General features: G+C 65.9%; 16 protein-coding genes and 1 riboswitch. Of the genes, 6 read left to right on the top strand and 10 right to left on the bottom strand.

Annotated features, from left to right (window positions below; translation table 11 throughout):
• Positions 1–32 precede the first annotated feature (32 nt).
• The 6 genes from C8J45_RS00310 to C8J45_RS00285 all read right to left on the bottom strand — a co-directional run bounded on the left by C8J45_RS00310 (position 33) and on the right by C8J45_RS00285 (position 7,578).
• On the bottom strand, positions 33–812 hold the full coding sequence (locus tag C8J45_RS00310) for an ABC transporter ATP-binding protein (protein WP_107961433.1): 780 nt from the start codon (positions 810–812) through the stop codon (positions 33–35).
• Positions 803–1,771 (bottom strand): iron ABC transporter permease, encoded by a 969-nt coding sequence (locus C8J45_RS00305; protein WP_107962148.1) that lies wholly within the window; start codon positions 1,769–1,771, stop codon positions 803–805. Before C8J45_RS00305 ends, C8J45_RS00310 begins: the two co-directional genes overlap by 10 nt.
• A 169-nt stretch (positions 1,772–1,940) precedes the next feature.
• Entirely contained in the window at positions 1,941–2,681 is a 741-nt protein-coding gene (locus tag C8J45_RS00300) for an ABC transporter substrate-binding protein (RefSeq protein ID WP_107961432.1), read from the bottom strand.
• Positions 2,682–2,737: 56 nt separating this feature from the next.
• Complete coding sequence (locus tag C8J45_RS00295) at positions 2,738–4,636, bottom strand: TonB-dependent siderophore receptor (protein WP_107961431.1); 1,899 nt, start codon at positions 4,634–4,636, stop codon at positions 2,738–2,740.
• A 115-nt stretch (positions 4,637–4,751) separates the two neighbouring features.
• A riboswitch (cobalamin riboswitch) is annotated at positions 4,752–4,952 on the bottom strand.
• 52 nt (positions 4,953–5,004) lie between these two features.
• Positions 5,005–7,065: a TonB-dependent receptor gene (locus C8J45_RS00290; RefSeq protein ID WP_107961430.1), complete on the bottom strand. Its 2,061-nt coding sequence runs from the start codon at positions 7,063–7,065 to the stop codon at positions 5,005–5,007.
• A 48-nt stretch (positions 7,066–7,113) separates the two neighbouring features.
• The gene (locus C8J45_RS00285) at positions 7,114–7,578 is read right to left on the bottom strand and encodes a DUF4126 family protein (protein WP_107961429.1); all 465 of its coding nucleotides are present in this window, start codon (positions 7,576–7,578) and stop codon (positions 7,114–7,116) included.
• A gap of 157 nt (positions 7,579–7,735) precedes the next feature.
• Here C8J45_RS00285 and C8J45_RS00280 point away from each other — a divergent pair, with 157 nt between their 5' ends.
• Both C8J45_RS00280 and msrB read left to right on the top strand, forming a co-directional pair.
• Positions 7,736–8,497 carry an SDR family NAD(P)-dependent oxidoreductase gene (locus C8J45_RS00280; RefSeq protein WP_107961428.1) on the top strand — a complete coding sequence of 254 codons (762 nt, stop codon included), beginning with the start codon at positions 7,736–7,738 and terminating at the stop codon, positions 8,495–8,497.
• A gap of 16 nt (positions 8,498–8,513) precedes the next feature.
• Positions 8,514–8,963, top strand: a complete 450-nt coding sequence (msrB, locus tag C8J45_RS00275; RefSeq protein WP_107961427.1) for a peptide-methionine (R)-S-oxide reductase MsrB — start codon at positions 8,514–8,516, stop codon at positions 8,961–8,963.
• Positions 8,964–9,023: 60 nt separating this feature from the next.
• Here msrB and C8J45_RS00270 read toward each other — a convergent pair whose 3' ends face one another.
• Complete coding sequence (locus tag C8J45_RS00270; RefSeq protein ID WP_146168543.1) at positions 9,024–9,485, bottom strand: hypothetical protein; 462 nt, start codon at positions 9,483–9,485, stop codon at positions 9,024–9,026.
• A 210-nt stretch (positions 9,486–9,695) separates the two neighbouring features.
• On the opposite strand from C8J45_RS00270, the gene C8J45_RS00265 reads away from it, so the two are divergent.
• A complete protein-coding gene (locus C8J45_RS00265; protein ID WP_107961425.1) occupies positions 9,696–11,735 on the top strand; it encodes an L-dopachrome tautomerase-related protein in 2,040 nt (679 codons plus the stop codon).
• Between the two features lie 8 nt (positions 11,736–11,743).
• Positions 11,744–12,826, top strand: a complete 1,083-nt coding sequence (locus C8J45_RS00260) for a catalase family protein (RefSeq protein WP_107961424.1) — start codon at positions 11,744–11,746, stop codon at positions 12,824–12,826.
• Positions 12,827–13,212: 386 nt separating this feature from the next.
• On the opposite strand, the gene C8J45_RS00255 is transcribed toward C8J45_RS00260, so the two are convergent.
• Positions 13,213–13,746 carry a helix-turn-helix domain-containing protein gene (locus C8J45_RS00255; protein ID WP_107961423.1) on the bottom strand — a complete coding sequence of 178 codons (534 nt, stop codon included), beginning with the start codon at positions 13,744–13,746 and terminating at the stop codon, positions 13,213–13,215.
• Positions 13,747–14,025: 279 nt separating this feature from the next.
• On the opposite strand from C8J45_RS00255, the gene C8J45_RS00250 reads away from it, so the two are divergent.
• Entirely contained in the window at positions 14,026–15,249 is a 1,224-nt protein-coding gene (locus C8J45_RS00250; protein WP_258191191.1) for a hypothetical protein, read from the top strand.
• A gap of 520 nt (positions 15,250–15,769) precedes the next feature.
• On the opposite strand, the gene C8J45_RS00240 is transcribed toward C8J45_RS00250, so the two are convergent.
• Complete coding sequence (locus C8J45_RS00240; protein WP_107961421.1) at positions 15,770–16,243, bottom strand: DUF4157 domain-containing protein; 474 nt, start codon at positions 16,241–16,243, stop codon at positions 15,770–15,772.
• 648 nt (positions 16,244–16,891) lie between these two features.
• Between C8J45_RS00240 and C8J45_RS00230 the strand changes: the two genes are divergently transcribed.
• Entirely contained in the window at positions 16,892–17,407 is a 516-nt protein-coding gene (locus C8J45_RS00230; RefSeq protein WP_146168542.1) for a hypothetical protein, read from the top strand.
• Between the two features lie 23 nt (positions 17,408–17,430).
• Here C8J45_RS00230 and C8J45_RS00225 read toward each other — a convergent pair whose 3' ends face one another.
• On the bottom strand, positions 17,431–18,306 hold the full coding sequence (locus tag C8J45_RS00225) for a glucosaminidase domain-containing protein (RefSeq protein ID WP_181321048.1): 876 nt from the start codon (positions 18,304–18,306) through the stop codon (positions 17,431–17,433).
• Positions 18,307–19,030: the final 724 nt, after the last annotated feature.

The following is a 19,030-nucleotide window of genomic DNA, read 5'->3' as shown; positions in this document are numbered from 1 at the left end:
GGATAGTGCCGCAGGCGCGGCGCGTCGACCGTCTATGCCGCCTTGAAGCGTCCGACCGGCACCAGCAGGCGGCGATCTCCGTCTTCGAGTGGCGCTACACGGACGCCGAATACGCGGCCGAGCGTCTCCGCGGTCATCACCTCGGCGACGGGCCCGAAGGCGACGACCCGGCCGTCGGCGAGCAGCAACGCGTCGTCCGCCGCGCGCTGCGCCTGGACGAGGTCGTGGAGGACGATCGCCACCCCTGCCCCGCCGAGCGCATAGCCACGCAGGCGGGCTAGCAGGTCGATCTGGTGTGAGGGGTCGAGGCTCGCGAGCGGTTCGTCGGCGAGCAGCCAACGCGGTTCGCCGGCCAATACTCGTGCGAGCAGGACGCGGGCGCGCTCGCCGCCGGAGAGTTCGCCGACCGGGCGGTCTGCTAGGTGCACCGTCTCGGTGTCGTGCATCGCGCGCTCCACTGCCGCATGGTCGGCGAGCGACGGGGCTGCATGCGCGCCAAGGTGCGGCAGGCGGCCGAGCGCGACGACATCGCGCGCGACGATGTTCCAGTGGACCGTCGCGTCCTGCGGGAGATAGCCGATCGCGCGGGCTCGGGCGCGCGGGTCCATATGCGCGACGTCCTGCGCGTCGAGCCGGACGCAGCCGGTGCTGCGGTCGACAAGCGCCGCGGCGGCCTTGACCAGCGTGCTCTTGCCGGCGCCGTTGGGGCCGAGGATCGCGGTGACGCGACCGGGACGCAGATGCGCGGACACGTCGCTGAGGACGGTGCGCTTGCCAAGTTTCACGCCCAGCGCATTGATAATCAGATCCATGCGCGACCTCGTTCCCTGACCAGCAACCCGAGGAAAAACGGCGCGCCGATCATCGCCATCGCCACGCCGAGCCGGACTTCGCCCGCGCCCGGAGCGAGGCGAACGAGGCTGTCGGCGGCGAGTACCAGCGCAGCCCCGCCGAGCGCCGAGGGGAGTAGCAAGGCGCTCGGGCGGTGGCCGAAGATCGGCCGCAGGAGGTGCGGGACGACCAGTCCGACGAAGCCGATCACGCCCGTCACGGCGACGCCTGCGCCGACCACTAGGCCGGTACCCAGCACCACTAGCAACCGAACGCGGCCCATGCGCATCCCTAGCGACCGTGCCGCCGCCTCGCCGAGTGCCAGCGCATCGAGCGATCGGCCAGTGAGCAACAACAGCACCGCGCCAAGCAGCATCGGCGGCAGCGCGAGCGTCACGTCATCCCAGCCGCGATCGGTCAGCGCGCCCATGATCCAGTCGATCACCTCGGCGACGGCATAGGGGTTCGGCGCGATCGAGATCAGGAATGCGGTCAGCGCGCCGGCTAGGCTCGACAGCACCGTGCCCGCGAGGATGAAGGTGATCGCGCTCGGCGACCGCCACGTCAGTGCGGCGAGCAACGCGACCGCGCCGACTGCGCCCAACATCGCGGCGGCGAAGATCGCGGGGCCGGAGCCGAGCCCAAATACGATCGCCGCGACCGCCGCGAGCGCCGCGACCGACGACACGCCGACGACTGCGGGGTCAGCGAGCGGGTTGCGCAGATAGCCTTGCAGCACCGCACCCGAGAGGCCGAGCGTTGCGCCGAGTGCAAGGCCCAGCACCGCACGCGGCAGGCGCAGTTCGAGGATGATCCACCAGCGCGGGTCGCTCGAGAACCAGGCGGAGGCCGGCACCCAGACTTTCCCGCAACCGAGCGACAGGCCGAACAGGAGGATCACGAGTAGGCCGAGCGCGATGAGTTTCACCGTGCGAGTCATCATACCGCCTCCTTGCCCATACCGACCACCGCCACCGCCACTGCCACCACCCCGGCGGAGGCCGGGGCCCAATTGGGGGACGGTAGTGACGGCGCGCGGCACTCCGTTACTCCGGCCATTCCAATTGGGCCCCGGCCTTCGCCGGGGTGGTTTTGGTATGCGTATCGCATCACAGCCCGGACCGGATCGCGGCAAGGCGTTCGAGCGCAGGCGGGATCGTCGGCCCACCGCAATTGATCAGTACGCGCGGGAAGATGGCTTGCGGCGTGTTCGGCAACAGGCGGTGGCGCAGCGCGGTGCCGCGGCTTTTGCGTTCGGAAGCGATCACGACGGCGGGTGGCTGTGTCATGATCGTCTCGGCGGACAGCGTGCCGGTATGCGTCAGGCCATAAGTCGCGGCGGCGTTGCGGAAGCCGACGCGCGTCATCATGTCGTTCAGCAACGTGCTCCCCCCGGTCGCGAGATCGCCGCTGATATAGAGCAACGCGCTCGGCGAAGCGCCATCCTTGCGGCTCCGGCGCGCCACCGCGCGGTCGATCTCGGCATTGATCCGCACGCCGCCCATTGGCGCGCCGGCAGCCTCGGCGATCTGCGTGACCTGCGCCTGGCTCTCCGCGATCGAGTCGGGAATGCCGACCAGCAGCGTCTTCAAACCGGCGCGCGCGTAGGCCGCCTGAGTCGCGGGCGGCGTGTAGGTGCTGGCGATGACAAGATCGGGGTGGAGCGCGATCACCTCCTCCGCGGTCCCGGCGATCCCCCGAAACCGGCGCGCGACGGCGATCGGGATCGAGGTTGCGGAGGGATCCTGCGAATAATGGCTGATCGCGGCGATCTTTGCGGGCGGCAGGATGCGGACCAGCACCGAATCCACGCACGGATTGGTCGAGACGATCCCCCCGCCTACTCCCATGCCGGGGGGTTTTGCGCAGCCCCCGATCAGGAGCGCGAGGAGGATCGCCCCGCGCCTCACTTCAGGCGCAACCGCACGCCGCCATAGGCCGCGCGGCCGTAATTGCCGTAGCCGGCGATCGTCTCGTACCGCGCGTCGGTCAGGTTATCGACGCGGCCGTAGACCGCGAACCGCTCGCCGATCGGCAGTTCCGCACGCATCCCGGCGAGCGCATAGCCGTCGAGGCGTGTCGTGTTGGCGGCGTCGTCGAAACTGTCGCCGACCATCGTCACGGTGCCACCGACGGACAGTCCGAACGCGAACCGGTAATCGGCATCGACGCTCGCGGTCTGCCTGGGCCGGCGCGCGAGAACATTGCCGAAATTGTCCCCGATCGAGCGGTTCTCGGTGTCGATATAGCTGTAGTTCGCCGTCAGCGTCAGCGCATCGACGGGGAGCAGCGCGAGCGTGAATTCGACGCCATCCGCTTTGGCACGCGCGACGTTGTCGTAGACGCCGAACGGGCGGTTGGCGCAGATCGAATTGGCCGTCGTCAGCTCGGCCGGGCTGCAATCGCGGAAGTCGATCTGGTTGCGCGTGCGACGATTGAAGTAGGTCACCCCGACGCGGGCGCGGTTGTCGAGGAAGGCTTGCTCGACACCGACGTCGAAGTTGCGTGCGGTCTCCGGATCGAGGTCGCGATTCCCGTAGTCGGAGAAGAGCTGATACAGGGTCGGTGCCTTGAAGCCTTCGCCATAGCTTGCGCGGATCGTCGTGCCGGTGCGCAACGCCAGTGCCGCGTTGGCGCCGAACGTCGTGTGGCTACCGAAATCGTCGTGATCGTCGTTGCGGACGCCGCCGGTGATCGTGAGGACGTCGAGCGGCTTGACGATCAGCTGGCCGTACACGCTGGTGATGCCGGTATCCGCGAAGGTGAAGCCGTCGTTGAAGCGGCTGTTCTCGCGCTCGACGCCTGCGACGATTCGGACCTGGTCGAGCGGGCGGAAGTCGCCTTGATATTCATAACGCTCGCTGCGGCCGCGACCGATGAACGTCACATCCCCGCCGGGCTGCGAATAATTGTCGCGGTTGATGTCGGCGATCGTGAACGCCACGCGGTTGTTGAACCGACCGTCGGCGAGGTTCGCGTGCAGGCCTGCATAGCCGTACAGCTCCTGCGTGGTGCCGTAGGCGGGGCTGTCCGCGACCACGAACGTGTTCGGGTCGAAACCGTCGTCGATGTCGACCTTGCTGTCCGCGAAATAGCCGCGCAGGTCGAGGCCGATGCCCGGCGCGAACTCGACGCCGACCCGCCCGGTCGCGCCATATTGGCGATAGCCGTCGCGCTCGGTGCCGCTGGCCGCGGACGAGATGCCGTCGGTGCGCAGATATCCGCCGGTCAGCGATCCGGACACCGGCCCCGACTTGCCTGACACACCCGCGCTCGCGAACACGCTGTCGGCATAGCCGTACTCGGCGTTGGCGCGCGCTTGGACGCCTTCGGTCGGCGCGGCGGTGATGATGTTGACGACGCCGCCGATCGCCTGGCTGCCCCAAGGCACCGAGTTCGGGCCGCGCAGAATCTCGATCCGCTCGACCGAGCTCGACAGGAGATTGCCGAAGTTGAAGCCGCCCCCGGTCGACGACGGATCGTTGACCCGGACGCCGTCGATCACGACGAGGGTCTGATCCGCCTCGGCACCGCGGATGCGGACGCTGGTCAGCGCGCCGACCGTGCCGTTGCGCGTGACCGTAACGCCCGGCGTGGTCGCGAGCAGGTCGGATACGACGGTGGTCTGGCGGCGCTCGATCTCTGCGCGGTCGATCACCGTCACGGCCTGGCCGATCTCGCTCAGCGGTTGCGCAGCGCGGGTCGCGGTGACGACGAGCTCGGGGGCATCGGGGTCGGGAATGTCCTGTGCGTAGGCGGGCGCGGCGATCGCCGCGGCACTCAGGAGAAGGAAGAATTTTGTCATCGGCTGCGTCCTAAACGGAACCGCCAGCGACCATTCGCCGGGCGGCCAGACGTCTCTCGCTCGAGGAAACCCGGCTGGACCGGAGCACTCGTCCGCACCGGACACCCGCCCGCGCAGTGGATCGACCGTGAGAGGCAGGTCTCCTGGCTTCCGGGTCGCCGCGCCCACCCCGCCTTCCCAGGTCGAAACCCAGTGGCATATCGGGGTGGCCGCTATCCGGTCACAGTTGCGGGTACAGCGCCGATCTTGCGGACATATCCGCGCACCGACTTCCCTTTTGATCCCGTCGCCGGGAACCCTTCACGGAAATGGCATTAGTCGCGCGCCAGACACGGGTCAACGCGGCGGCACCTGGAGACGATCGGGGCTTACCGAAGCCCGTAGCGCAGCCCCACCCAGATCGTTCGCGGCGTGGCGCGCTCGACGATGTTCGCGCCGCTGATCCCTGCCTCGACGCGCTCGTTGAACAAATTCTCCCCGCGCACCTCGGCGACCAGCGATCGCATGATCGGCAGCGCGGCATACGCATCCAGCGTCGTCGCCGGATCGAGCACCCGCGTATTCTGATCGTCATCGAACTGCCGGCCGATGTGCCGCACCGTCAGCGACAGCGCAGCCGCGTCGTGTCGCCAGTCGACCGTCCCCGACACCTGATCGCGCGGAGTCTGCGCCGGCCGCAAACCGTCGAGAGCAGCCGTAATACCCGATCCCTTGACCTTCGAATTCGTATGCGACCACGACGCCTGAACGCCGAACGGCCCCGGCCGATACGACGCATCGAGCTCGAACCCATGCGCGCGGATCGCGTCGAGGTTCTGGCGAATCCTGTAGGTCGTCACCCCTGGCAATACCTGCGGCGGATTGGTCGTCGTGACGTTCGCCACCGCATCCTTCAGCCGGTTGTAGAAATAGGTCGCGGCGATGCTCACGCCCGGTGCCGGCGTCAGCGTGACGCCACCCTCGACCCCGGTCAGCCGCTCCGGCGACAACAGCGCGTTCGCCGCGGTCGCATCGTTGCCGACGCGGAACGGCCGATACAGTTCGTTGAGCGTCGGCAATCGCCACCCGCGATACCCGGCCGCCCGCAACGTGATCGCCTCGACCGGCTGATACGCTACGCCCGCCCGGCCGGTCGTCTCGCTGCCATCGCGATCCGCATAGCGCAGATTGGTCAATGCCGCGCCGCCCGCCAGCGGCCGCTCTGACAGATAGCCGCCGTCGATCGACCACCAATCGACCCGGCCACCCAGACTGAACGTGAAGTCGCCCGCGACAAGGCTCCCATCCGCGAACACGCCGGTCGTGGTCGTGCTCCCGCCAGCCTCGCGCCGCCGCGTCGGCACCGTATTGACGAACGTATACAGCTCCTGCGTCTTCCCGCTGACATCGCGAACATCCGCCCCCAGCCTTAGCGTGATGCTCTCGCCCAGCGGCGGCGCGATCTCGATCCGTCCGCCAAGCCCTGTCGCCGGCGTATTATACTGGTTCAGCGACTGGATCGCGGTCGTCCGCGCGGCATTGATGCTGTTGAAGCTGCTCGCGAACGCGCGCGTCTGCAGATACGCCAGCGCCGAATACCCCCAGCGCCCGCGCCCCACCAGCCGGACGCTCGCATCCGCGCCTTCGCTCTTGTTGTCGGTGAAGTCGCTCCCTCGGTCGCGCCGATCGGTGAACGCGCTCGCGTTCATCTGCAATTCGGTCTTCACACCGATCCCGATGACGGTCCGCAGCGCGCCCGACGCCTGCTCGTACGGCGCGGCGCGATCGACGATTCCCCGGCTCTCCTCTACGGTCGGCGTGAAGCCGTCCCCCCGCGCGTAAGCGCCGGACAGAGTCGCAAACCCAGACCCGCGCACCAGTGCCGCAGACCCCTGGGCATCGACCGAATCCCGGCTGCCATACGCAACGCTGCCCTGGAAAGGCGTCGCCTGGTCCGGCGTCGCGCTTTCGAGCTCGACCGTCCCGGCCAGCGCGCCCGGCCCCTGATACCCGCTACCGCCGCCGCGCGTGACGCGGATGCGCCCGAGCCGTCCCGTCGCATACGCCGGAAACGCGACCCAGCCGCCGAACGGATCCGCCTGCGGCACGCCGTCGAAGATCAGCAGCGCACGGCTCGACGCATTGCCGCCGATACCGCGCAGCGAAATCCCCTGGCTGGTCGGGTTGGCACTGCGCGAGTCCGACCGACGAAACTGCTGGAGCCCTGCGACATCGGCCAGCACGCTCTCCAGCCGATTGCTCGCATTCGCCTGGATCCGCGCGCGATCGATCGTGACGACGTCGTACGCACGATCGCCGGGCGCATCGGCAAGCCCGCGCCCGGTGACGACGATCTCAGCCGGCTGGTCAGTCGCGACACTTGTCTGCGCAATCGCGCTCCCGGACGAGATCAATACGAAGGCGAGCGTAGAGAATGAGATACGGATCATTACCACCGCATGGCAGCTTTTCCGCTCGCCCGGAATACACCTCCGACGTCAGGCCGCGCCGAGCTTCGCCGCACTACGCGCAATCGCCGCCGCACCCGCCAGAGCCGCCGCATCCTCGACGAACCCCGTCGGCGTCTGGCCGTACTGCGACATCGCCGCCATCCGCGCGCGCCAGCCGGGATAGGACGCCGCGACCGCGGTGAGCCCGCCAACCGCTGCACCGATCCACCGCTGCTGCCGTGGGACGAGCGAAGCCCCCGCGATCGCCGACGTGACGAACCGCGCGGCCAGCCCGATCGCAACGATCCGGTCGGGCGCGGTCTTCTGCTTGTCCCCCGCCATCTCGCCGATCGCGAGCGCCAGCGCACCCGCCGCGACGACCGGATGCGACAGCAGCTTCGGCGCACCATTGTCGGCGGGCAGTTCGTCGCGAGCGGCTGCGATGGCGACCGCGGCGAGCGGCGTCATCGCGCGCTGGCCACCGACGAGGCCCATCAGGAAGGATGCGAGCATGATGATCTCCGAAACAGGTTCGAGCGCATCAACGCGCGCAAGCTCAACCGGGGTCCGCCGTTGGGACCGACGGGCGATCCCTTTGATTCAACACGGAAACCCGGACGCATGTCGGTCGTTCATCGCGGTATCTCCCAAAGCTTCAGGACCCAGATCGATGAGATTCGATGACAAGATCATAGTGATCACCGGTGCCGCCTCCGGCATCGGCGAAGGCGCCGCGCGTCGTTTCGCCGCGGAAGGCGCGACGCTCGTACTCGGCGACAGGGACGCGGACGGCCTCGCGAAGGTCGCCGCCAGCCTCGATGGCACGACCGTCGAAACGCTCGAAACCGACGTCTCGGACATGGCCGCCTGTGAGGCGCTGGTGGCGCATGCGATCGATAAATTCGGCCGCATCGACGTGCTCGTCAACGACGCCGGTGTCGACCATCTCGGCAAGCTCGACGAGGGCAACCTCTCCGAATTCACCAAGGTCATCGAAACCGACCTCTACGGCGTCGTCCACATGAGCCGCGCCGCAATCGCCACGCTGCGCGCGAACAAGGGCTGCATCGTCAACGTCTCGTCGGTATCGGGCCTCGGCGGCGACTGGAACCACAGCTTCTACTGCGCAGCCAAGGGCGCGGTGACCAACTTCACCCGTGCGCTCGCGATGGACGAGGCGAAGCACGGCATCCGCGTCAACGCGGTCAACCCGTCGCTCACCTACACCGCGCTGACCGCGGGCATGAAGGAACAGCCCGACCTGATCGCGAAGTTCGAGGAGCGCATCCCGATGGCACGCGGCGCACAGCCCGAAGACATTGCCGGTGCGATCGCGTTTTTGGCTAGCGCCGACGCGCACTATATAACCGGGGTCAACCTGCCGGTCGACGGCGGCCTGTCCGCCTCGAACGGCCAACCGGCGCTCTCTTGAGCGCGAGAGGATCAGCATGACCGACTATAAGAAGACCGACGAAGCGATCGCCAAGCTCACCCCCGAGCAGTTCCACGTCACGCAGCAGAGCGGCACCGAGCGGCCGGGCACCGGCGAGTATCTCAACACGCGCGAGCCCGGTCTCTACGTCGACATCGTCTCGGGCGAGCCGCTGTTCGCGTCCGCCGACAAGTTCGATTCGCATTGCGGCTGGCCGAGCTTCACCAAGCCGATCACGCCCGAGCACGTCGCCGAACTCCACGATCGCAGCCACGGGATGGTCCGCACCGAGATCCGTTCGGCAGGTGCAGACAGCCATCTCGGCCATGTGTTCGAGGATGGCCCGCAGGACAAGGGCGGCCTGCGTTACTGCATCAACTCGGCGTCGCTGCGCTTCGTCCCGCGCGCCGAGATGGAAGCCAACGGGTATGCCGCCTACCTGCCGCAGGTCGACGCGGCAGGCTGACGATGGCGCGTGAACGGTGTGCCGCACGGGCACACCGTCACGTGTTGACGATATTTCCCTTCAACGCCGGGTAGCGAGCTTCGCGCCCAGCGCCGTGACCAGCCCGAACACCGCATGGTTCAGGCTGTGCATGCCGATCGTCTTCGCATCGGCCTGCCACTCCGGCGGCTTCACGCCGAGCAACGGTCCCGTGATCCAGTGCATCGCCGCATAGAACGCCGCGCCGAATATCAGGCCCGATCCGACGACCGACGCTTCCTCGTCGACGGTCGCGGCATAGACCGCACCCGCCGCCGCAGACAGCAACAGGTGACCGCCCTGCGTTACGGCCTGCTCGCGTGACGACGGCAGGGCGTCCGCGGCGGGCGTGTCGATGCCCAGTTTCCCCGCGGTCTTGCGTTCGAGCGTGACGATCTCGGACGGTTCGCCGCTCTTGCGCTCGCCCGCCATTAGCAGCGCGGTGATGCCCAGCCCGGCCACCAGGCCACCTGCGACCGCACCGGCCATACGTCGTGAATCCATCATTTCGCTCCTGAAGTTCTGCCGTCCACAACGCGCGGATCGCAAATCGGCCCACCACGTCGCGCCGCCGGATCACCTTTGCGAATCATTGGCTTAGCCGCCGGAACAGCAGCCTCCCGAGACTGTTTTGGTACCAGGACCCTTCGCGTCGGCCCGCTCCACCGTGAGCTTCCACCACGAGCCCGACGCCCCGATCCGACGAGGACCATCATGCCGATCCAGACCACCGACGATCTCGCAATCACCTATGCCGATACCGGGCCGCGCGATGGCCAGCCGGTCCTGCTGATCCACGGCTGGCCCGACGACGCATCGACCTGGGACAACGTCGTCCCCGCGCTCAATGCGGCCGGATTGCCGACCATCGTGCCAACCTTGCGCGGCTTCGGCGAAACCCGGTTCGTGCGCGATGCACCGCGCACCGGCAACAGCGCGATCCTGGCGATGGACATGATTGCGCTGATGGACGGGCTCGGGATCGGGACATTCATGGTCGCCGGGCACGACTGGGGCTCGAACACGGCGGAGGCGCTCGCAGTCGGCTGGCCCGATCGCGTCGAGCGGATGGCGATGCTCGCCACCCCGCCCCGTCTCGGCGGCATGCCGACGCCGCCGTTCGAGCAGGCGCAGCGCCAATGGTATCACTGGTTCATGGCGACCGCGCGCGGTGCGCAGGCCGTTCGCGACGACCACAAGGGTTTCGCGCACATCCACTGGGTCAACTGGTCGCCCCCCGGCTGGTTCGACGAGGCGACCTTCGCCCGCGTTGCACGATCGTTCGAGAACCCAGACTGGGCCGACGTCACGCTGCACAGCTACCGCGCGCGCTGGAACGAGGCCGAGCCCGATCCGGGCAGCCAGTGGCTCGAGGACAAGGTGAAGGCGACCAAGACGCTCTCCCTGCCGACGATGTATTTCCAGGGCGCGGTCGACGGCGTGAACCCGCCATCGGCGAGCACCGCGGTACCGGCCAAGTTCACCGGCCCGTTCGCGTTCGTGACGCTCAACGGCGTCGGCCATTTCATCCAGCGCGAAGCCCCCGACGCGGTCGCGCGCCATCTGATCCAGCTTTTCACCGGCAATCCCGCCGACCTGTCCGACACCACCGACCGGAGCCTTATCATGTCCAAGACCAAGCCCTTCCTCGCCGGCGCTGCCGCGATCGCCGTCGTCGCCGCCGCGGCGATCGGCGTCGCCAGCGCGCAGACCGCATCGCAGACCAGCGGCCGTCCGCTCACCCAGGTCGCGCAGTTCGATCACCAAGCGACCGGCGTCGCCGTCACCGCCGACGGCCGTCGCTTCGTCAACTTCCCCCGCTGGACCGACGACGCCCCGATCTCGGTCGCCGAAGTGATGAAGGACGGCTCGCTCAAGGCCTATCCGGACGCCAAGTGGAACAGCTGGCGCAACGCCAAGTCCGCCGAGATGCCGGTCGGCGATTACTTCGTCTGCGTGCAGTCGATCGTCCCCGACGGCCACGGTAACCTCTGGGTGCTCGATCCCGGTGCGCCGGGTAACGAGAAGATCCTCGAGGGCGCGCCAAAGTTGGTCAAAATCGACCTCGCCACCAACCGCGTGACCAAGGTCATCAAGGTGCCGCTCGACGTCGCGTTGCAGGGCACCTACCTCAACGACATCCGCTTCTCGCCCGACGGCAAGACCGGCTACATCACCGATTCCGGCACGCGAGGCGCGATCATCGTCATCGATCTCGAAACCGGCAAGGGCTTCCGCGCGCTCGACGGCCACGGCTCGACGCAGATCGACAAGACCGTGAAGGTGATGACCGACGGCAAGCCGCTCGTCCGCCCCGACGGTCGCCAGCCCGCCTTCGCCGCGGATGGCATCGCGATCTCCAACGACGGCAAGACGCTCTATTACCAGGCGCTCACCGGCAAGACGCTCTACTCGATCGACACCGCGCTGCTGCGTGACGGCGTCAGCGAGGCGACGCGGGCCGCGGGCGTGAAGACGGTCGCGCAGACCCACGTCGCCGACGGCCTGTGGATGAGCAAGGCGGGTACGCTCTACCTGACGTCGCCGGTGAACAACGGCATCACCCGGCTGGTCGGCGATCATGTCGAGCCGGTGCTGACCGACGCCCGCCTGCGCTGGCCCGACACCTTCTCGGAAGGTCCGGACGGCCGCATCTACGTCACCGCCAGTCACATCCAGGACACCAACTGGTTCAAGCCCGGTGCGCCCGCATCGCTCAAGACCGAGCTGTTCTCGTTCGCACCCGCAAAGTGAGGCCCGACATGACCTATCTCCGCTACAGCGACGACATCGAGACGATCCAGCCCGACGAGCAGAAATCGATCGACGGCATCATCCAGGGCATGTCGCAGCAGACCCAAACCGTCGAGAAGCGCGAGGGCCATGCGGTCCGCGCGAGCCACGCGAAGAGTTCGGCGTGCGTTATCGGCGAACTGACGATCGCGCCCGGCCTGCCGCCCGAACTCGCGCAGGGCGTGTTCGCGATGCCCGGCACGCACCCCGTCGCGATCCGCTTCGCGCAAGGGCCCGGCGAGACGCTCGGCGACCGCGTCTCGACGCACCGCGGCATGGCGATCAAGATCTTCGACGTACCCGGCGACAAGCTGTCGGGCCACGATGCCGACACGCAGGATTTCGTGTTCGCGACCGGCACGACCTTTCCGTCCGGCACCGCGCAGGGGTTTCTAAGCGACGCCAAGAAGATCGGTGCGGCAGTCCCGTTGCCGGAGGGCTTCAAGAGCGCGGTGTCGAGCCTCGCGCGCAACGTGAACAAGGCGCTGCACGCGGTCGGCACCGAAAGCCCCAAGGCGGACTTTTTCGGCCACCCGTTCAGCCATCCGCTCGCCGAGCCGTATTTCAGCCAATGCCCAATCCGCTACGGCGATTACGTCGCCAAGCTCGGCGCCTTCCCCGCCTCGCCCGAACAGGCCGCGCTGAAGGACTGGGAACTCGATGCAAAGCAGGATGAGGACGGTTTCCGTCATGCCGCCGTCCGCTATTTCGGCGAACACGACGCGGTCTTCGAGCTGCGCGTACAGCTCTGGGCGAACGCCGAGACGCAGCCGATCGAGGACACCTCGGTCGACTGGACTGAGGAGGACAGCCGCTACCTGACGGTCGGGACGATCCGCATCCCGCGACAGGAAGCCTATAGCGCCGCCCGCGTCCGTTATTTCGACGATGTGATGACGTTCCGTCCCGCGCACGCACTTGTGGCGCATCGCCCACTGGGTTCGGTGATGCGCGCCCGCTTGCAGGTCTATCAGGCGCTGTCGAAGCTGCGGCACGGCGAGAACGGCATCAAGGCCGAAAACACCGCGAAAATCGACCAGATACCCGCCTGAGACGAGGGTCCCTTCGGGGACCCCGCTTGCGCTCCAGGCAAATAAAAACCCCGCTAGTCCATGGGACTAGCGGGGTTTTCAATGGTGGGCGTGGCAAGGATTGAACTTGCGACCCCTGCGATGTCAACACAACGCGGTGTGACGATTCCGCAGTTTTCCGCCAATTTCTCGCACACGCGTGTGGGAACATAGAGTGAATATATCACGAATATCGAGAGTTCTTACCGCAACTTTACCGCAAGCTAAAAGCGGCGAAAAACCAGCGGTTTTCGGCTAACCGGCCGCCCATTGACAGCAACTGCCCGGAGCCCGCGTGTCACTTCCCGGACGCCGAGAGATGGCAGTGCACGCCGGAGCGTGGCGGACAGACGAGGACGTTCCTTCAGCTAGTCATGCTCGCGCCAGTTCACTTGAGCCTTCGCGTCTGGGAAGCCGAGCGCCCTTGCCAGCGCTTCGGCGGCCGGCGTCGGGCCGGCGCCCGGACCCGCATCGAACAGCGACTTGGTCTCGAACCGGATGTCACGCTCGAAACGGGAAAGTGTCGCGGCACTGATCCCTGCCGTCGAAGCCACCCGTTTCAATGAGAGACCGAGCTCGCGTCGTCGAGCTCGCGAACGCGCGCCCGGGGTGCTCAGACCGATCGGACTCCATTCCGGCCAAGTCTGAACCAGCTCACCGGGCATGAGGTCGAGCGCCGCCTGAAGCCGGAAGACCGTGTCAGCCGCCGGGCGTCGGCGCGGCTCCTCGGGAGACCGCAGCCGCTGCGCCTCGAGATGCGCGACCGTCTCGCGCTTGATGCCAGCGGCTGCGGCAAGACGCGCCTGCGTCCATCCCCGCGCCTTCCGGGCGTCCCTGAGGGTCGTTCCGAACCCCTCGGGAACCGAAGAGAGAGGGAATCTGAGTGGAGGGGAAAATTCCATGTAACGAGTTTGCACCACGCCGTTCGGCGACTTCTATAACCGCAAGACGCTCTGCCGCAACCCCGGCCATCGCCTGGACGATGGTGGCCGGGCGCCCCGTCCGAGCACCCAAGAGAGGAGGAAAAACGTGGCTAGCCTGACCGATCTCGATCGCCGCCTGTCGCGCAAGCTGGAAGCTCGCAAGGGCATTCAGCTCACTCCGGACGAACTCGACCTACTCGTCACCACCGGCGCCTACCAGGCCTTCCGCGACGCCGTGGCGATCCACCAGAGGGACCTATGCCTGCAACGAAGCGAAGCAAACCGCTCTACGAGCGCGGTGGATACCAACTTCATCGGCGCGAAGGACGCACCGCGCTCGAGATCGTCTGGTACGACGAAGAGCGAAAGCGCGAACGAAGCGCTAGCGCGCGCACAGAGGATGTCGAGCTCGGACGTGCTGCGCTCGATCGGCTCTACCTAGAGAAGACAAAGGGAGAGGCCTTCTGCCCGACCTGCGGACAGCGTCGCGAGGCCACGCGCGTCTACCTGACCGCCGCGATCGCTGACTATCTGACGCTCTCTGCCGGGAAATCATCGATCGACGCGATCCGCCCCCGACTGACACATGTCCTTGCCTACCTGGTCGAGAAGGATCTAGCCGCAACCGCCTGCGACGACGTCGACGAGGACTGGATCGAACGCTTCAGGAAATGGCTCCATGCAAGGCCGATCGTGACCCCGACGGGCATCAGGAAGGAGCGTTCCTGGTCGACGGTCGAGAACAGCGTCCTCCAGCTCGCAGCGGCCGTGAACCGGAGCGGAGGCATCAAGGCGAAGTTCAAGGCGCAGCAACCGAAGGAGGTGAACCAGACACCTCAGCACCGAAGCGATCTCGCCGAGCTCGCAGCAAAGTTCAGCTACTGCGTGTCGCCCCCACCGGGTAAGCAGCCTGCCGAGCGCTCGAAGCGCGATCGCGCAAGCCTTCTGGCGTTCCTGCGGATCAGCGTCGCGACGATGGCCCGGCCGGACGCTGCGCACGACGTCTCGACCGATCCGGCGCGAGGTCAGTGGAATTCCGCTCGCAGGATCCTCAACCTCAACCCCGCACAGCGGCGCCAGACCCGAAAGTATCGGGCTACCGTGCCCGTGCCCAGGCGGATGGCCGCAGTCCTTGATGCCACCACTGGCAACCTGATCATCGGGACCAGCGTGAAATCCGCTTGGGAGACGATGGCCAAGGCGCTCAACCTACCCGGCGACGGCGAGTCCGGGATGAAGCTCATCCGGCGGTCAGTGGCCAACATCGTACGCCAGCGGCTCCCTCAGGAAGCATGGGGAGAGCTCGAAATGTTTCTTGGCCACGACAAGTTCGACGACGTGAGCGACCTGTATGCGCCGTTTAGGCCGGACTACTTGCGACGTGCTCTGGCGGTTGTCGAAAACATCATCGACGAGCTCGAGATACTGGCGCCCGGTGCTTTCTCGTCACTTGGCATGCAAGGGCTTGCTCCCAGCGAGTAAGGAGAATCGCGTCATAGTACAAACGCTGCGCAAGGCTTCGATGCGGGACGCAAGAGATGACCGGTGTAGCGGTTCGCGAAGGACTGCAACGCGGCGGTGCGCCATCACTGTCCGGCGCGACGATGAATACAAGATGTAGATGTAGTTTGACATCCTTGGCAAGTTCGAACGGCAGCAGGCCTTGATGGCTCAGGCATTTAAATAAGTAGGGGCTGTTTAGACTGACAAACTACAGGATTCTGGAGACTACGTGGGGAGCGCGCGTCTCCGCCGTCGCCTCACGATAACGCTCGGAACAGCCGGCGCTTCAGCGTGGACCAAGCGGCGATCAAGAATGCGTAGATGACAACCGCGATCACGATGACCGTTATGCTGTGACTTATCGCTTGCGAATCGGCTGGCGGAGTCCAAGCTGGCCCGCGCTCGCCTGCAAACAGGGCATTCGCGTAGACCGTTATGAAGGCAATCCACCAGTAAGCGGCACTTAGTATGCTGCCGACCAAGGTGAGTATGACTGTTTTCATGCGCGCCTCGACGAAATGAATGGAATAGTGCGCTCATAATCGCTCAGCGCGCCGGTTCCGTGCACTGGCTTTAAGCCGTACTTTATGCGGTAGTAATCGCCCACGATCGAGGCTTGAACTTCAACGCCCTGAGATAGAAAAGCCAGTTTCGATTTCGACAAGTCGCCGTAGTCGTAATTTCGGTTAGCCATTCCACGCAATCGGACCCACATCCCGCGTTGATGTTGCCAAACATGAGTGAGCTCATGAATGAGCCAAGCTGCATCACTACGGTTTGTGGCGAAGCTGTACTTATAGTCCGCGGGTGGAAAATAGATTTCTCCGTTTGGTGTTATGGCCGTCCCGTTTGGCTGGAAGAAATAAGCGGTAGCTTCGTGGACGATGACTTTGTCGTAGTCGATTGATAGTCCGAAAACGCTTTTCGCTTCCCGCAGTTCGCCAGGCGTCAGTTTGCGTGATTTGTTCGCCAAACCATCCTCCCATCAGAGCCGCCAGGATAGTAGAACATACCATTCCATTGTACGCAACGCCGGGATTGCAGGGACGAATGGGGCATGATTCATTCTTGATCTAGCTGCACGTCGTTTGAGCGATCGGGGTTCCGGTAGGGTACATCACTCATGGTTACGCCCGCCTGTCGGAGCATCACGAGCGGCCGCTGGAACCTGTGCCTTCGGCCGCAGCAGAGATCTGCGACGATCGATTCGTCCAGATACGTAAAGGTAATATCCGCCTGGATCGCCCTGCGATGGTCGATCACCCACGCGAACTCGATGCGGATTAGCTAAAGGAATGCCGAACTGGTGATGACCCACGCCACCCGCGACGCTGCCCTTCCACCCACAATCGACACTACCGGCGTCGACCTCGCCCGCGCGTACCGACAACAACCGTCCCCACGTTCTTTTGCCGCTCGAAATAAAGATCGCACCACAGCACCTGTAGAGGGCGCTCCATGGGAAACGTGCCGCTGGTGCACCGCCGTAGAATGTGGAAGACCAAGGCACAGGCGCTTGCACTGTCCTGCGATGAGAAGGCAGAAGACGAGCGTAGGTAAGCCGGCCTTCAGCAACGGTACAACCGCGACGGGTCAGACGACCGTGGCAAGGGAGATCGATATGAGATTCGCGATGGCAAAAGTTCGTGTGGCAGCGATGGCCTCAGCCGCTGCCCTGATGAGTGTTTCTGCCTTGCCGGTGCATTCTGCCGGCGCTCAGACGGCTGACTCGAAATGGCCCGTCTACGTCAATGCGCGCTTTGGCTATCATGCGTGCTATCCGGCCGCGCTGCTCAAGCCGGCCGCCGTATCGCCCAATGGCGACGGACGTCGTTTCACCGGTGCTGGGGGTGCGGTACTCAGTGTCTGGGGTAGCAACAACGCGCTGGGAGACACCGTGGCGTCGAGCGCGGCGGCGGATCGCGAACGCTTGGGCAACGGAGGCGAGGTGACCTACTCCGTCGTACGGCCAACCTGGTACGTGCTGTCGGGGCGACGCAATGGCCAGATCTTCTATCTGAAGTCGGTGTTCGCCCGGGATGCCTTCAGCACTATGGAACTGCACTATCCGGCGAACGCCGGGAGCACCTGGACACCCGTGACGTCGCGACTCTCACGCTGTTTCGGCGTGAACTGAGCCCCAGTCGGGCCACGTTCACTTCAGTTCGCGTTGAAGCGATAGAAGTTGTTCGCGCCCATCAGCGACCTCAGCTTGCGCCCATAGGACGGGTCGGTCGCATAGACGCCCGTCAACGCATCGGCGAACGCATCCGGATCGGGCAAGGCACCGCGCGCATTTCGATAGGGTCGCCCGGTCGCAAGCAGCCGCCCGTGATGATCGAACGCGTCGGCGATCGATGCGAAGGCACGAAAGCCGGCACGGATGCGGATGCGACGGCCGTTGATCACCTCGTCCGTGCCGGTGCTGACGGAGGGGTCGCCCCGTCGTGCCTTGATGCCGAAAGGGTTGTTGCTGCCTGGCGGCATGCGACTGCCCCATGCACTTTCCAACGCCCATTGGGCCAACGTGACCGAAGCCGGAATGCCCCATTGCCGCTGCGACACCTGAGCAGCCTGAACGACGGCGGCGGGCGGCGTACGCCCGCGCGCCTCCCGATCGGCGACCGTGGGAACGGCAGGCGTCGGGAGCCGGCTGCGGGCGGCGGCAGGGCGTTGGGCCGCCGGGGCAACTGGACGAGGAGCCGGCGTCACGGCGCGCGCCGTGCTGGATCGCGACGTCCGGTGAACGGCCGCACGTGGAATGGAGCGGAGCGGTTGGCTGAGGTTGAGGGCGCGCAACGTCGGGCCGCCCGGATCCACCCGGCCGTCGGGATTGCGCATCATGCCGTGCTGGCGCTGCCATCGGGCGATAAGATCGATGGTAAGCGGGCCGGCGTCGCCGTCTATCTCGAGTGGCTTACCTCCGGAGGGCAGATGCTCGTTCAACAACTGCTGCACTGAGGCCACGTCGGTCCAGCAGTTTAGCCCGCCCTTACCCACTGATCCGCCCAGTCGCACTTCGGTCGCATGTCGCATGCAAACCCTCCTAATTGCGTCTATCCGATATCGCACGACAACTCGGGTGAAGTCTACCCGGCTCAGGTGCAGAATCACATAGCTCGATGAGACGATGCTCGATGAACAGCCTTTAGTCACGCAGACGTATTGAGACATCGGAACCTGCTGCCGTTCGAACGCGACGGGCGACGGCATTTCGTTCCTGACATGCTCGTGTTCGAGTCGCAGAACAACCTGATGCAATCGAACCGCCTTGCCGGGGTTCTACATTTCATAGGTAGTCGACGGATAAACGCGCGGTGACGAAGCGTCGGGAGGGCCGATCCTCGCTGGTGACCGGTCGGGCGACGAACCGACCGAGCCATGACCTCGGCGCCGACCGCGACGAGGAGCCTGCGAGCGCGCTATCGCAGGCGACGACGAGGCTGATCACTCGCTCGCCCTCGAGCGGCCCCTGCGCCGCCGTCGTCCACGCTTGGCCTCGCCGACCGCTAATCGCCATCGGAGAACCCGCGAGGTCGTTGTCGGCATGCTCGCTACGCGGACGATCGTCATGCCTACGGCGCGGGCATCGCCAACGTCCTGGCCCCATCCCGGTCGAGAATCTGAAGACCGGACCGAGGCCCCTCGACCCTCAACCTTCACGAAAGCAAAAACGCGGCGGTCGAAGCAATCGGCCGCCACACGTCGCTGCCGGTCGACGAACACCACCCGCACCAACGCGGCCGACGGTCAGCTCGTG

This window comes from Sphingomonas sp. PP-CE-3G-477 (genome assembly GCF_003050745.1).
Taxonomy (GTDB): Bacteria; Pseudomonadota; Alphaproteobacteria; order Sphingomonadales; family Sphingomonadaceae; genus Sphingomonas.
The sequence above is the reverse complement of the archived record's forward strand: the minus strand, read 5'-3'. Positions and strand labels throughout refer to the sequence as shown.